The 14501-nt window shown below is 70.0% G+C and carries 10 protein-coding genes; 7 read left to right on the top strand and 3 right to left on the bottom strand.

Annotated features, from left to right (window positions below):
* The first annotated feature begins 112 nt into the window (after positions 1-112).
* Both AC0IYU_RS14705 and AC0IYU_RS14700 read left to right on the top strand, forming a co-directional pair.
* On the top strand, positions 113-3262 hold the full coding sequence (locus AC0IYU_RS14705) for a DUF2339 domain-containing protein (protein ID WP_472117984.1): 3150 nt from the start codon (positions 113-115) through the stop codon (positions 3260-3262).
* Complete coding sequence (locus tag AC0IYU_RS14700; protein WP_472117981.1) at positions 3259-4782, top strand: DUF3999 domain-containing protein; 1524 nt, start codon at positions 3259-3261, stop codon at positions 4780-4782. The genes AC0IYU_RS14705 and AC0IYU_RS14700 overlap by 4 nt, the downstream gene beginning before the upstream one ends.
* Positions 4783-4804: 22 nt before the next feature.
* Here the strand turns inward: AC0IYU_RS14700 and AC0IYU_RS14695 are convergent, their stop codons facing one another.
* The 3 genes from AC0IYU_RS14695 to AC0IYU_RS14685 all read right to left on the bottom strand — a co-directional run bounded on the left by AC0IYU_RS14695 (position 4805) and on the right by AC0IYU_RS14685 (position 7169).
* The gene (locus AC0IYU_RS14695; protein ID WP_472117978.1) at positions 4805-5635 is read right to left on the bottom strand and encodes a BPSS1780 family membrane protein; all 831 of its coding nucleotides are present in this window, start codon (positions 5633-5635) and stop codon (positions 4805-4807) included.
* Positions 5636-5644: 9 nt separating this feature from the next.
* Positions 5645-6730: a homoserine kinase gene (locus AC0IYU_RS14690; RefSeq protein WP_472117975.1), complete on the bottom strand. Its 1086-nt coding sequence runs from the start codon at positions 6728-6730 to the stop codon at positions 5645-5647.
* Between the two features lie 61 nt (positions 6731-6791).
* Positions 6792-7169 (bottom strand): hypothetical protein, encoded by a 378-nt coding sequence (locus tag AC0IYU_RS14685; RefSeq protein WP_472117972.1) that lies wholly within the window; start codon positions 7167-7169, stop codon positions 6792-6794.
* A 97-nt stretch (positions 7170-7266) separates the two neighbouring features.
* On the opposite strand from AC0IYU_RS14685, the gene polA reads away from it, so the two are divergent.
* From polA to AC0IYU_RS14660, 5 genes are all read left to right on the top strand, one after another.
* Positions 7267-10083 carry a DNA polymerase I gene (polA, locus tag AC0IYU_RS14680; protein ID WP_472117969.1) on the top strand — a complete coding sequence of 939 codons (2817 nt, stop codon included), beginning with the start codon at positions 7267-7269 and terminating at the stop codon, positions 10081-10083.
* Positions 10084-10126: 43 nt separating this feature from the next.
* The gene (locus tag AC0IYU_RS14675; protein WP_472118001.1) at positions 10127-11413 is read left to right on the top strand and encodes a M20/M25/M40 family metallo-hydrolase; all 1287 of its coding nucleotides are present in this window, start codon (positions 10127-10129) and stop codon (positions 11411-11413) included.
* Positions 11414-11538: 125 nt separating this feature from the next.
* On the top strand, positions 11539-12441 hold the full coding sequence (locus tag AC0IYU_RS14670; protein ID WP_472117966.1) for a LysR family transcriptional regulator: 903 nt from the start codon (positions 11539-11541) through the stop codon (positions 12439-12441).
* A 9-nt stretch (positions 12442-12450) separates the two neighbouring features.
* Positions 12451-13914, top strand: a complete 1464-nt coding sequence (gene pdxR / locus AC0IYU_RS14665; protein WP_472117963.1) for a MocR-like pyridoxine biosynthesis transcription factor PdxR — start codon at positions 12451-12453, stop codon at positions 13912-13914.
* Between the two features lie 130 nt (positions 13915-14044).
* Positions 14045-14497, top strand: coding sequence for a carboxymuconolactone decarboxylase family protein (locus tag AC0IYU_RS14660; protein WP_472117961.1), 453 nt, complete (start codon positions 14045-14047; stop codon positions 14495-14497).
* Positions 14498-14501 lie beyond the last annotated feature (4 nt).

The following is a 14501-nucleotide window of genomic DNA, read 5'->3' as shown; positions in this document are numbered from 1 at the left end:
GGCCAGCCCCAGGAACAGGATCAGCACGCCCAGCTTGTCCAGCATGTTGCCGGCGGTTGCGCGGCGCGACCGCCGGCCCGCACCCCTCGCCAACCTGATCTTCGGCGGCAACATGCTGGTCAAGCTGGGCGTGCTGATCCTGTTCCTGGGGCTGGCCTTCCTGCTGCGCTACACGGCCGAGCGCGTCACCGTGCCCATCGAGCTGCGCTATGCGGCCGTGGCGCTGGTCGGCGCGGGCCTGCTCGTGCTGGGCTGGCTGCTGCGCCACAAGCGCGCCGGCTACGCGCTGATCCTGCAGGGCGCGGGCATCGGCGTTTTCTACCTGACCACGCTCGCGGCCATGAAGCTCAGCGGGCTGCTGCCGGCGAGCATCGGCTTTGCCTTTCTGTTCGGCGTGGCGGTGCTCAGCGCCGCGCTGGCCGTGCTGCAGAACGCGCCACTGCTGGCCATCGTGGCCGCGCTCGAAGGCTTTGCGGCGCCGGTGCTCGCATCCACCGGGTCGAACCAGCCGGTGGGGCTCTTCACCTACCTGCTGGTGCTCGACGTCGGCATCGTGCTGATCGCCTGGTTCAAGGCCTGGCGCGTGCTCAACCTGATCGGCTTCGTCGGCACCTTCACGCTGGCGGCCGGCTGGGCGCACAAGTACTACACCGACGACCAGTTCGCGACGGTGCAGCCCTTCCTGGTCGTGTTCTTCCTGCTGTTCACCGCCATCGGCCTGCTGTTCGCGCGCCGCACGCTGTTCGACGCGCCGGTGCAGCCCGCGCAGCCGCTGGCCAGCCGCGCGCTGGACACGCTGCGCCGCGCGGGCCGGGTCGACAGCTCGCTGGTGTTCGGCACGCCGATGGTCGCGTTCGGCATGCAGGTGCTGCTCATGCGCCCGTGGGAGTACGGCGCCGCGTTCTCCGCGATGGCGCTGTCGGCCTTCTACCTGGTGCTCGGGCGGCTGGTGTTCGCCACGCAGCCCAAGGGCCTGGCGCTGCTGGCGGAGGCCTACGCCATCGTCGGCGTGATCTTCGGCACGCTGGCCATTCCGCTGGGCCTCGAAGGGCAGTGGACCGGCGCGGCCTGGGCCGTCGAGGCGGCGGGCATGTACTGGCTGGGCGCGCGGCAGCAGCGCACCTATGCGCGCGCGTTCTCGTTCCTGGTGTTCGCCGGGGCGGTGCTCAAGCTGCTGGAAGCGACGGCGCTCGATGCCGCGCCGGGGCATCCGCTGCTCGAAGGCTCCGTCATCGGCCCGGTGCTGGTGGCGGTGAGCGCCTTCGCGATGTGGGCCATCCACCGCCGCGCCAGGCTGGACGACGGCAAGGGCGTGGAGGCCATGGCCGGCACCGCCTTGCCGTGGCTGGGCATGGCCGCGCTCACGCTGCTGCTGTGGCAGTGGTGGACGCCGCCGTGGGCCGCCGCGGCCACCGCCGTGCTGGCTTCGGCCACCTTCGCCGTGGCGATCCGCTTCGCCTTGCTGCCGCTGACGTACGTGAGCTTCGGCATGCAGGCGCTGGCGGTGGCGGGCTTCATCGCCACGCTGCACAGCACCGGCGAGGTGGTCGACGGCAAGGTGCTGCAAAGCGGCTGGCAGGGCGCAGCCGTGGCCTGCCTGATCGCGCTCAGCGTGCTCGGCAGCGCCGCCTGGTCGATGCTGCAGGCGCACCGCGCGGCGCTGGCGCGCGGCGTGCAGCCGGTGTGGTCGGTGGGCAATGTCGTCGGCGTGCTCGCGGGCGTGGGCCTGCTGCACCTGGCGATGCTGTTCCAGCTGACCCTGGCGCAGGCCGCGCTGCTGTGGCCGCTGACGGCCATGGCGGTGCTGTGGGTCGGGCTGCGCATGGCGCACTTTCCGCTCGCGGCGCTGGCGGGTGTGCTGCAGGTCGTTGCCGCCGTGGCGTTCGGCATCAGCGCCGCGGACGACGCGGGCACGGTGCGCCCGGCCTTTGCCCATCTCGGGTTCTGGACGCCGGTGGTGCTGGGCCTGGCCGCCTTGCTGGCCGGCGACTGGCTGCGCGACGAGGCGCGCTCGCATCTTTCGGGCACGAGCGAGCCGGCGGGCACGGCGCGCAAGCGCTGGGCCAATGCCTGGTGCGCCCACCCGGTCGTGCTGTGGGCGCCGGTGGTCTGGGGGCTCGGCTGGTGGTTGTTCGGCACGCTGGACGAAAGCGTGCGCGTGCTGAACCGCCAGGGTCTTGCGAGCCACATTCCGGCCGGCGCGATGGCCGTGGTGCTCGTCACCTCGGTGCTGGCGGCGGTCGTGGCGCACCGCCGCGACTGGGCGCAGCTCGGCAAGGCGACGCTCGCCACGCTGCCGGCCTTCGGCCTGATCGCGGCCTACGGCATTGCAGGCGGCGCCACGCTGTTCTACGTGCCGTCGAGCGCACTGGGCTGGCTGGCCTGGCCGCTCGCGTTGGCGTGGCACCTGCGCCTGCTGCGCGCGCAGAAGCGGTGGTTCGATGGCTCGGCGCTGACGCCGTTCCACGTCGCCGGCTTCTGGCTGTTCCTGCTGCTGGCCGCGCGCGAATGCCAATGGCAGCTGGGCCGTGTCGGCGCCGAGTGGTCGAGCTGGCAATTGCTGGGCTGGGCGATCGTGCCGGCGCTGGTGCTGTGGGCGCTGCGTTCGCGCGTGCTGCTGCAGCGCTGGCCGCTCGCGGAGTTCCGCAGCGCCTACCTCGAGTTCGCCGCCACGCCGGTGGCGGCGTACCTGCTGGCGTGGGTGTGGGTGACCAACGCGGTCAGCCCGGGCGATGCGTCGCCGCTGCCCTATGTGCCGCTGCTGAACCCGCTCGAGCTTGCGCAGTGGCTGGTGCTGTTCGCACTGGTGCTCTGGTGGCGTGCGTTGCCGCCGGGCTCGTTCGCGCGCGTGCAACCGATGGTCGCCAAGGGTGCGGCCGGCTTCACCGGGCTGGCGCTGCTGACCGGCATGGTGCTGCGCACCTGCCATCACTACGCCGGTGTCGCGTGGGCGTTCGATGCGCTGTATGCCTCGTGGCTCACGCAGGCGGCGCTTTCCATCACCTGGGCGGTCTGCGGCGTGGTCGCGATGGTGCTCGGCCATTCGCGCCGGGTGCGCACGCTGTGGGTGGCCGGCGCGGCGCTGCTTGGGGTGGTGGTGCTGAAGCTGTTCTTCGTGGAGCTGGCCGACCGGGGCGGGCTGTTCCGCATCGTGTCGTTCATCGCGGTGGGGGCCTTGCTGCTGCTGGTGGGGTACTTCGCACCGGTGCCGCCGAAGAAGGAAGAGGCGTCGAAGGCGCCGGCCGAAGGCGGTGCGGCATGAGCGCGCCATCGATGTGGGCCGCTCGCGCGGGCGTGGTGCTGGTGGCCGCGGCCAGCGGATTCGCCGTGGCACAACCCGCGACCACCGGGACCACCGCGACCACCGCGACCACCGCGCCGATCGCACTGCAGGGCGCGGGCCCTTACCACCGGCTCACGCTGCCCCTGGCCCTCTACGGCCGCGCGGCCTATGCCGACTTGCGCGACCTGCGGGTGCGCAACGCCGCCGGGCATGCGGTGCCCTACGCCTGGCTGCGCAACGAGGCCGCCGCGCCACAGACGGCCTCGCGCAATGTGCCGATCTTTGCGCTGCCGGGCGCAGCCGCTGCTGCCTCGGGCGACACGGCGCTTGCATTCACGGTGCGGCCCGACGGCTCGCTGGCGCTCGCCTCCAAGGCTGCCGCCAAGGCCGACGGCGCGACGCCATGGCTCATCGACGTGAGCCAGGTCAAGGGCAGCCTGCTGCAGGCCCGGTTCGACATCGCGCCCGACACGCGCGGCCTGTTCGCCTTCCGCCTGGAAGCCAGCGACGACCTGCGCCAGTGGCGCCCGGTGGGCGGTGAGGAGCAATTGATCAGGCTCGCCCACGGCGGCCAGACCATCGAGCGCCTCGCGGTCGATTTGAACAACGTGCGCGCGCGCTTCCTGCGGCTGCGCTGGAGCGATCCGGCGCACGGCGCGGTGCTGGCCGGCGTGGGCATCGACAGCGTGCAGGAGGTGGAACCCGTCGCGCCGATCGAGTGGTCCGCCGCGCTGAAGCCCGAGCGCTGCGCCACCGACTATTGCGACTACCTGCTGCCGCGCGGCCTGCCGGTGCAGAGCCTGCGCATCGACCTGGCCGACGTCAACACGCTGGCGCAGGTGAGCGTCTCGGGGCTTCGCGACCCCGCGCCCGCGTCGGCCATGCCGCCGCAGCCGGTGCCGCGCAATCCGCTCTACGCCTTGCGGCATCCGCAGCGCCGGCCCGTGGTGCGCACCGAGGGCCCGGACGAGGCGCTGCTGGTCGACACCGTGGTGTACCGCCTGGCGCAGGCCGGCGGCGAGGCGCGCTCGCCGGTGCTGGCGCTCGACGGCGCGGTGCATGCACGGCTGCGGCTGCGCACCTCGGGCCCGGTCAGCGTGCTGGGCGCGACGCCGCCCAATATCGCGGTGGGTGCCGTGCCGCGCACGCTGGTGTTCCTGGCGCAGGGCGCGGCGCCGTTCGCGCTGGCATGGAGCGCCGCACCCGAGGCGAATGCGGTCGAAGGCAGCGTGCCGGGCGCGCCGCTGGCGCTGTCCACGCTGATTCCGGGCTACGCCACGGACAGGCCCGTGGTGGCCGACGATGCGACCGTGGCGCTGCCGGTGGCGGCCGTCACCGCGGCGGTCGCGGCAGCGGTGCAGGCGCCGCTTCCCATGCAGGAGCCGTCGCGCAAGTGGTGGCTGTGGGGTGCGTTGGGAGGCGGCCTGCTGCTCTTGGCCGGCATGGCGTGGTCGCTGTTCGCGAGCCTGCGCAAGGACGCGGCGAGCCCGCCCCGTTGAGCGGGAGGGCCGGGCGGGGCCGTCAGTTCGGCTCGAAGGTATCGCGGAAGGTGAACCAGGTCGAGCTCAGCGACATGGCTGCGAGCACCAGCGCCGTGCCGATGATCAGCACATTGCCCACCGCCAGCGCCGCGCCGCCCGAGCCCAGGGCGCCCACGCCGATCAGCAGGGTGGCGACCAGGCCCATGCCGATGCCGGCGATCAGGAACACGCCGAACCACGCCACGCCGAACAACGCATAGGCGCCGAAGTTGCGAAACAGCGCCACGATGCTGAAGAAGATGCTCTTCACCGGCGCCACGCCGTGCCAGTGCACCAGCGCCGGGGCGTGCCACATGGCCAGCGACAGCGGCAGGTTCAGGCACATCAGCAGCGTGCGGGCGACCTGGAAGTCGCTGCTGGCAATGATCTCGGGCGTGAGCGGGTCGTCCAGCAGGTAGGCGCGGGCGAGTTGGCCGCCGTCGACCAGCGTCGTCACCAGCACCGCCAGCACGAAGTAGACGGCCGAGATCACGCCCAGCACCACCAGCGAGCGCCATTCGGTGCGCATGGCGTTGAACACCGCCACGAACATCGCCGAGCCCGTGGGCCGCTGCGTGTCGCCCGCGCGGCCGATGCCTTCGGCGTTGTCCGTGTAGGCCACCGAAGTGGCGACCATCAGGCCCAGCGTCAGGAACGGCACCAGGCCCGGCGCCAGCAGGCTGCCGAGGATGGGCACCATCGACAGCGTCGAGATGACCGCCATCAGCAGGAAGAACAGCGAGATGAAGGCCAGCGGTTGCCGCCAGAAGGTCTTGAGCCCGAGGCGGACCCAGACGGAGCCGGTGCGCGCCGGCACGAGGTTGAGTTTCATGTGTGAGGGTCAGGCCGCCAGGGCGGGCGCCAGCGCCTGGGCCATGGCATGCGGGTGGGACGCGCGGTCGCGCAGCACGCGCTCGAAGTGCGTGGGGTCGTGGGGCGTGAGCATGCTCGCCTCGCGCGGCAGGTGGAAGTCCCACAGGCGGGAAATCCAGAAGCGCAGCGCTGCGGCGCGCAGCATCGCGGGCAGCAGGGCGCGCTCGGCCGCGGTCAGCGGACGCACGGTTTCGTAGGCCGACAGCAGGGCGTCGGCGCGTTCGTCGTCGTGCCGGCCGCTGGGCAGGTCGATGGCCCAGTCGTTCAGGCACACGGCCAGGTCGAACAGCCAGGTGTCGGTGCCGGCGAAGTAGAAGTCGAACACGCCGGTCAGGCGGGGGGCATCGGCATCGGCGTCGGCGCCGGTGGCGAACATCACGTTGTCGCGGAACATGTCGGCATGCACCGGGCCGCGCGGCAGGGCGGCGTAGGCGGAGGACTCGGCCACGTGGTTCTGGTAGGCCAGCTCGGCGCGCAGCAGGGCGGCCTGGGCTTCCTCGATGTACGGCAGCACCACGGGCACGGTTTCGTTCCACCAGGGCAGGCCGCGCAGGTTGGGCTGGGTGCGCGGGTAGTCGCGCCCTGCCAGGTGCATGCGCGCCAGCATGGCGCCCAGCTCGGCGCAGTGGGCGGCGCCGGGGGCGAGCTCGCTGCGGCCCGAGAGCTTCAGCACCACCGCCGCGGGCTTGCCGGCCACCGTGTGGAGCAGGTCGCAGTCGGTAGCGGAGGAAGGGGTGGCAGGGGCGGAAGGGCCCGAAGGCAGGGCCATCTGCCCCTTCTTCGTCTTCTCGACGGCAGGCGGGCCGGCCACGGGGGCGGGCACCGGCAGGCCGGCTCCCGCCAGGTGCTTCATCAGGCAAAGGTAGTAGGGCAGCTGCTCGGCGCTCAGGCGCTCGAACAGCGTCAGCACGAACTCGCCGGACTCGGTGGTCGCGAAGTAGTTGGTGTTTTCAATGCCGCCCTCGATGCCGCGCAGCTCGCGCAGCGGGCCCAGGCCCAGGCGTTGGACGAGCGCGTCCGCCTCGCCGAAACCGACTTCGGTAAAAACTGCCATGGCGGTACTCAGCGCGGCGCCGCGGCTGGGGAAAAGACGAAAGCGGAAGAACGAACGGCCATCAGAACTTCATCACGTTCCAGACGCGCGGTCCGTTGGCGCCCGTTTCCGAGGAGCCCTGGCGGCCCGTGGCCTGGTCGGCCGGCAGCACCTCGTAGCCCGGCACATTGGACTTGGGCTTGACGTTGATGCTCTGCGTGCGGCCGCCGTAGCGCACCTCGTCGACCGAGGCGCCGCTGTCCTCGGTGTGCAGGTTCTCCACCTTCTGGTTGCGTCGGCCGTCGGCGCCGGCCTGCTCCGGCGCGGGTTGCGCCTGGGCCGGGGTGGCTGCAGCGGGCGCGGGCTGCTGCGCGTGCACGGCGGTCACCGTGGCAAGGGGGGCTGTGAAAGCCAGCGCCAGCAGGATGCGGCGGGCGACCAGGAGTGTGGAGCTAGGCATGCCCCGATTGTAGGCGCGCGCCCGGTTTCGGCGCGTCGGTTGCCACCTCTGGCCATCGTGGTTCTGGACGCCGCGTCGGGCACGGCAAAATGCCCCGATGACCGACAAGAAAACGCTGCTGCTCGTCGATGGCTCGAGCTATCTCTACCGCGCCTTCCACGCCATGCCCGACCTGCGGGCCGTGCCCGGCGACCCCAAGAGCCCGGCGACCGGCGCGATCCGGGGAATGATCAACATGATGACCGCGCTGCGCCGCGAGGTCCGCGCCGACTACGCGGCCTGCATCTTCGACGCCCCCGGCAAGACCTTCCGCGACGACTGGTATCCCGAGTACAAGGCCAACCGCTCGCCCATGCCGGACGACCTGCGCAGCCAGATCGACCCCATCCACGAAGTGGTGAAGCTGCTCGGCTGGCCGGTGCTGAGCGTGCCCGACGTGGAGGCGGACGACGTCATCGGCACCTTGGCCAAGATCGCCGCCGCGCAGGGCGTCGAGGTGATCGTCTCCAGCGGCGACAAGGACCTGAGCCAGCTGGTGGACGAGCACATCACCATCATCGACACCATGAACGGCAAGCGGCGCGACGTGGCCGGCGTGACGGCCGAGTTCGGCGTGCCCCCCGCGCTGATGGTCGACTACCAGACGCTGGTGGGCGACACCGTCGACAACGTGCCCGGCGTTCCCAAGGTCGGACCCAAGACGGCCGCCAAGTGGCTGCTGGAGTACGGCTCGCTCGACGCCCTGGTCGAACGCGCCGCCGAGGTGAAGGGCGCCGCCGGCGAGAACCTGCGCCAGGCCCTGGACAAGCTGCCGTTGAGCAGGCGCCTGGTGACCATTCGCACCGACTGCGACCTCGAAGGCCATGTCACCGGCCTGCCGTCGCTCGACGCGCTGCCCGTGAGCGCGCCGCAGACCGCCGAGCTCAAGCCCTTCTACGAGAAGTTCGGCTTCAAGAGCCTGGTGAAGGGGCTCGAAGCCCAGGAAGTGCCGCCCGAGCTCATCGAGGAAAACCTCAAGAAGAAGTCGGCCTCCAAGGCCAGCAGCGACCAGGGCGGCCTGTTCGACGAACCTTCCGAGCTCGACGCGCTGGAAGCCGCCGCCCCCGCGAGCAACCTCAGGTACGACACGATCACCACCTGGGAACAGTTCGACGCCTGGCTCGCCAGGCTCCAGGCCGCCGAGCTCGCCGCCGTCGACACCGAGACCACGTCGCTCGACGAAATGGTCGCGCAGATCGTCGGCGTGAGCTTCAGCGTCACGCCGGGCGAGGCGGCCTACATTCCGCTCGCGCACAACTACCCCGACGCGCCCGCGCAGCTGCCCATCGACGAGGTGCTTGCAAAGCTCAAGCCCTGGCTGGAGAACGGCGAGAAGAAAAAGCTCGGCCAGCACATCAAGTACGACCGCCACGTGTTCGCCAACCACGGCATCGAGGTGCAGGGCTACGCGCACGACACCATGCTGCAGAGCTACGTGCTCGAAGTGCACAAGCCGCACGGCCTGTCGAGCCTGGCCGAGCGCCACCTGGGCCGCAGCGGCATCTCGTACGAAGACCTCTGCGGCAAGGGCGTGCACCAGATCTCGTTCAGCCAGGTCGACATCGCCAAGGCGGCCGAATATTCGTGCGAGGACAGCGACCAGACGCTGGACGTGCACAACACGCTGTGGCCCCAGCTGGAGAAGGACGAGAAGCTGCTGTTCGTGTACCAGCTCGAGATGGATTCGAGCGAGGCGCTCTACCGCATCGAGCGCAACGGCGTGCTCATCGACGCACCCACGCTGGCCGCGCAGAGCCACGAACTCGGCACGCGCATCATGGCGCTGGAGCAGGAGGCCTACGACATCGCAGGGCAGCCTTTCAACCTGGGCTCGCCCAAGCAGATCGCCGAGATCTTCTTCACCAAGCTGGGCCTGCCGGTGGTCAAGAAGACGCCGAGCGGCGCGCCCAGCACCGACGAAGAGGTGCTGGAGAAACTGGCCGAAGACTATCCGCTGCCCGCGAAGATCCTGGAGCACCGCGGCCTGTCGAAGCTCAAGGGCACCTACACCGACAAGCTCGGCCAGCTCGCCAACCCGCGCACCGGGCGCGTGCACACGCACTACGCGCAGGCCGTGGCCGTCACCGGCCGCCTGAGCAGCAACGACCCCAACCTGCAGAACATCCCGATCCGCACGCCCGAAGGCCGCCGCGTGCGCGAGGCCTTCGTGGCGCCGGCGGGCAGCGTGATCGCCAGCGCCGACTACTCGCAGATCGAGCTGCGCATCATGGCCCACATCAGCGGCGACGAGTCGCTGCTGCGTGCGTTCACCGAAGGCATCGACGTGCACCGTGCCACGGCCGCCGAGGTGTTCGGCTCCACGCCCGACCAGGTGTCCAGCGAGCAGCGCCGCTATGCCAAGGTCATCAACTTCGGCTTGATCTACGGCATGAGCAGCTTCGGCCTGGCGCGCAACCTGGGCATCGAGACCAAGGCCGCGGCCTCGTACATCGAGCGCTACTTCGCGCGGTATCCGGGGGTGAAGGCCTACATGGACGAGACCAAGGCGCTGGCCAAGGAGCAGGGCTATGTGGAGACCGTGTTCGGCCGGCGCCTGTACCTGCCCGAGATCAACTCGCCCAACGGCCCGCGCCGCGGCGGCGCCGAGCGCGCGGCCATCAACGCGCCCATGCAGGGCACCGCGGCCGACCTGATCAAGCTCAGCATGGTCAAGGTACAGAACGTGCTTGACGAAGAAAAGCGCGGCACCCGGATGATCATGCAGGTGCACGACGAACTGGTGTTCGAAGTGCCCGAGGCAGAGGTCGAATGGGTGCGCACCGAAATCCCCCGTCTCATGGCCGGCGTGGCCGCGCTGAAGGTGCCGCTGCTCGCCGAGATCGGTGTCGGTCCCAACTGGGACAAGGCGCACTGAAGAAAAAACAACGAAACACATCCATATCCACATTCGCATGCACATGAAACTCCCGCACCGCCAGTTCCTGCTCGCCGCCGTCTGCGCCGCCTTCCTGGGCACCGCCTTCGCCGCCCCCGACGCCCGCGTCGCTGCGCTCGCCGCCAAGGAAAAGCCCGCGCTGCTCGACACGCTGAAGGAGCTGGTGTCCATCGAGTCGGGCAGCCGCGACCTCGACGGGCTCGAGAAGATCTCCGACCTCATCGCCGCCAGGTTCAAGGCGCTGGGCGGCGAGGTCGAGCTGATCGACCCGAGCGCCGAGGCCTACCGCATGGAAGACACGCCCGAGAAAATGGGCCGCGTGGTGCGCGCCACCTTCAAGGGCACGGGCAAGAAGAAGATCCTGCTCATCGCGCACATGGACACGGTCTACACCGTGGGCATGCTCAACAAGCAGCCGTTCCGCATCGAGGGCGACAAGGCCTACGGCCTGGGCATCGCCGATGACAAGCAGGGCATTGCCGTCATCACGCACATCGTGTCGATGCTGCAGGCAATGAAGTTCAAGGACTACGGCACGCTCACCGTGCTGATCAACGGCGACGAGGAAATCAGCTCGCCCGGCGCGCGCGCCCTCATCACGCGCATGGGCGCGGAGCACGACGCGGTCATGTCCTTCGAAGGCGCCTACGTGAAGGACGACAAGCTTTCGCTGGCCACCGCCGGCATCGCCTCGGTCACGCTGCACGTCGCGGGCAAGGCTTCGCACGCGGGCTCGGCGCCCGAACTGGGCGTGAACGCGCTGTACGAGCTGTCGCACCAGATCCTGCAGATGCGCGACCTGTCCGACCCGGCCACGGGCCTGAAGATGAACTGGACCATCTCCAGGTCGGGCAGCAACCGCAACGTGATTCCGGCCAGCGCCACGGCCGGCGCCGACGTGCGCGTGCTCAAGGTGAGCGACTACGACCGCATCGAGCAGCAGGTGAACGAGCGCGTGAAGAAGCAGCTGATTCCCGAGGCCAAGGTCGAGCTGAAGTTCGAACGCCGCCGTCCGCCGCTGGAAGCCACCGACGCCTCGCGCGCCATGGCCCGCCATGCGCAGCAGATCTACAAGGACGAACTCGGGCTGCCGCTGGGCGCCGACGACAAGGCCGCCGGCGGGGGCACCGACGCGGCCTTCGCGGCGCTGAAGACCAAGGCGCCCGTCATCGAGCGCTTCGGCCTGCAGGGCTTCGGCGCGCACTCGGCCGATGCGGAATACGTGCTGGTCGACTCCATCGAGCCGCGCCTGTACCTGGGTACGCGCCTGATCATGGACATCGCGCGCGGCAAGACCGCCGAAAAATGAGCTCGCCCCCAGGCTCCGCGCACTTCGTGTCGCTTCTCCAACCCCCTACCGGGGGCAACACCAGTGGCCCGGCAAAGCCGGTTCCACGGTGTTCCGCGAAGAAGTCATCGAATCGCTGATTCATCATGCGCCTGCGCCACATCGAGGTCTTCAACGCGATCATGCTCACCGGCAGCGTGAGCGCGGCGGCGCGGCTCATCAACATCACGCAGCCGGCGGTCAGCCGCACGCTGCAGCACGCCGAGCTGCAGCTGGGCTTTCCGCTGTTCCAGCGCGCCAAGGGCCGGCTCACGCCGACCACCGAAGCGCTCACGCTGTACCCGCACATCGAGCGGCTGTTCGCTCAGCTCGACGAGGTGCAGCGGCTCGCGGCCAACCTGCGCACCGCGGGCGACAGCGGCGAGCTGCGCATCCTCAGCGTGCTGGCGCTGAGCTACGACATCCTGCCGCGCGCGCTGAAGTCCTTTCGCGAGAAGCATCCGGGCTACAAGATCACGGTCGAGTCGCTGCACTCGCCGCAGATCATGTCGGCGCTGCTGCTGCAGGAGGCCGATGTGGGCTTCGCCTTCAGCCCGGCCGTGCATCCCTCGCTCACGCAGGAGACGCTGGCCGACAGCCGCATGGTGTGCATCGCGCCCAAGGGCCTGCTGCCGCGCGCGCTGGTGCGCAACGGCTCGGTCGCCCTGCACGACCTCATCAACCGGCCGGTGATCGGCCTGGACAGCCGCGATCCCGTGGGCACCAGCCTGAGCCAGGCCTGCCGGCAGGCGGGCGTGGGCTTCCAGCAGGCGGTGGTGACGGTGCAGACCTACCACGCGGCGCTGGCCATGGCGCACCACGGCATCGGCGTGGCGCTGGTCGACGGCTGCACGGCGCGCTCGGCCGACCGCGAGAAGGTCGACGTGCTCACGCTGGAGCCGCACATCCCCGTGCCGATCCGCGCGCTGCGCTTTGCCGCCAAGCCCGACTCGGTGGCGGTGCGCGGCATCACGCGCTGCATGCAGCAGGCGATCGAGGGCGCGGTCTAGCCCTTGCGTATGGTGAAGGCAACGACCGGCGCCACCGGACCTGTCGGCCCTGTCGGCCAGATGGCGCCGCTGGACCCTGCGGCGGGCGTGCCTTTCTACCGGCAAATCTACGATCGTTTTCGCAATGCCATCGCCAGCGGTCTGCTGAAGCCGGGCGATCGCATCCCCTCCGCGCGCGCGTTGACGCAGGAGCTGGGCCTGGCAAGGGGCACCATCGACGCGGCCTATTCCCTGCTGGCCGCCGAGGGTTATGTCCAGGCCCGCGGCCAGGCGGGGACTGTCGTGTCGCCGGACCTGAAGCTGCCACAACCTGCAGCGCGCGCCGTTGCTCGAGCCGACAGCGGGGTTGCGCCGAACAGTTTTCTCCCGGACTCGATCCTCCCGTTCCAGATGGGCCTGCCCGCCCTGGATGCATTCCCCCGCAAGATCTGGGCGCGGCTGGGCGCGCGATGCGTTCGCGCGACGCAGCCTTCCAACATGGTTCATCCCGCCGTCTGCGGCTCCCCACTGCTGCGAGCCGAGATCGCCGCCTACCTGCAGGTGGCCCGGGGCATCGACTGCACGCCGTCGCAGGTGTTCGTGACTTCGGGCTACCGCCACACGATGGCGCTGATCGGCCTTGCGCTCTTGAAGGCGGGCGACCGCGTCTGGCTCGAAGACCCGGGCTACCCGCCGACACGCGACCTGCTGGCACACATGCACATCGCGGCCGTGCCGGTGCCGGTGGACCGCGACGGCATCGTCGTTGCCGAGGGCGTCCGGCTGGCGCCCCGCGCGCGCGCCGCCGTCGTCACGCCCGCGCACCAGAGCCCGTTGTGCGTGTCGCTGGCCTTGCCCCGGCGCCTGGCGCTGCTGGACTGGGCCGCGCGAAACAACGCCTGGATCGTCGAGGACGACTACGACGGCGAGTACCGCTATGTCAGCCGGCCGCTGCCCGCGCTGAAGAGCCTGGACCGGGAGGGCCGCGTGCTCTACGCGGGCACCTTCAGCAAGGTGCTGTTTCCGAGCCTCCGGCTGGCCTACCTCGTCGTGCCCGAAACCCAGGTCGGGCGCTTCGAACAGATCATGCAGGCCTTCGCGGGCGGCAGCCCCGAGCTGACGCAGGCGATCGTCACGGCCTTCATCAAGGAAGGGCACTTCGCGCGCCACATCCAGCGGATGCGCGCGCTCTATGCCGAGCGTCGCGCCGCGGCGATCGAGGGGCTGGAAAGCGTGCTGGCGCAGCACGTGCGGATCGATTCGCAGCCGGGGGGAATGCACCTGATCCTTCGCCTGAAGGGCCAGCGCTCCGATCGCCGGCTCGTGGCGCGCATGCGGCAAGAGGGCCTGTACGCCGAGGCGCTGAGGGACTGGGCGCTGTCGCACGACGAAGGCGCTTCGGCCCTGCTGCTCGGTTTCACGAACATCGATTCGCGGGAGGCAGCGCACGAGCTCGGCAAGCGCATCCTGCGGTTGCTGGAAGCCGGCAGCTAGCGCGCGCGTCGAGAACAGGCACCCAGCCAGCAATCATGGACCAGTAACGAAGGCCAATCATGGCCCTTCCTGACTAGGCCAAGACGTCGCACGATAGGGTCCTTTCCAACCCGCAGACAAAGGACTCGCCATGAGCAATCGCATCGACTACACCAAGGCTTCGCCCGAGGGTTACAAGGCATTCGGAGGCGTGTACGCCGCACTCCAGAAGGGCAGCCTGCCCAAGGCGCTGGTCGACCTCGTCTACCTGCGCGTTTCACAGATCAACGGCTGCGCCTATTGCATCGACATGCATTCGCGCGACCTGCTCAAGTCGGGGCTTGCCGTCGACAAGCTCGTGCTGGTGCCGGTGTGGCGCGAAGCCGGCGGCGTCTTCAGCCAGCGCGAACGCGTTGCGCTGGCCTGGGCGGAAACGGTGACGCGCGTCTCGGAGACCGGCGTTCCCGACGCCGACTATGAAGCCGCCGCGGCCGAATTCAGCGACACCGAACTGGCCGATCTGACCTATGCGATCGGGCTGATGAACGCGTTCAACCGCCTGGGCGTGTCGTTCCGCTCGACCCCCGCTGCCGCCAGGGCTTGACGCG

Source organism: Variovorax sp. AC103, assembly GCF_979254005.1.
This window is presented reverse-complemented; position numbering and strand designations above follow the sequence as displayed.

Coding starts and splice junctions, on each gene's coding strand:
- AC0IYU_RS14700 (WP_472117981.1), top strand. CDS start 3,259: ATGAGCGCGCCATCGATGTGGGCCGCTCGCGCGGGCGTGGTGCTGGTG.
- AC0IYU_RS14705 (WP_472117984.1), top strand. CDS start 113: ATGCTGGTCAAGCTGGGCGTGCTGATCCTGTTCCTGGGGCTGGCCTTC.
- AC0IYU_RS14695 (WP_472117978.1), bottom strand. CDS start 5,635: ATGAAACTCAACCTCGTGCCGGCGCGCACCGGCTCCGTCTGGGTCCGC.
- polA (WP_472117969.1), top strand. CDS start 7,267: ATGACCGACAAGAAAACGCTGCTGCTCGTCGATGGCTCGAGCTATCTC.
- AC0IYU_RS14660 (WP_472117961.1), top strand. CDS start 14,045: ATGAGCAATCGCATCGACTACACCAAGGCTTCGCCCGAGGGTTACAAG.
- AC0IYU_RS14675 (WP_472118001.1), top strand. CDS start 10,127: ATGAAACTCCCGCACCGCCAGTTCCTGCTCGCCGCCGTCTGCGCCGCC.
- AC0IYU_RS14685 (WP_472117972.1), bottom strand. CDS start 7,169: ATGCCTAGCTCCACACTCCTGGTCGCCCGCCGCATCCTGCTGGCGCTG.
- pdxR (WP_472117963.1), top strand. CDS start 12,451: ATGGTGAAGGCAACGACCGGCGCCACCGGACCTGTCGGCCCTGTCGGC.
- AC0IYU_RS14670 (WP_472117966.1), top strand. CDS start 11,539: ATGCGCCTGCGCCACATCGAGGTCTTCAACGCGATCATGCTCACCGGC.
- AC0IYU_RS14690 (WP_472117975.1), bottom strand. CDS start 6,730: ATGGCAGTTTTTACCGAAGTCGGTTTCGGCGAGGCGGACGCGCTCGTC.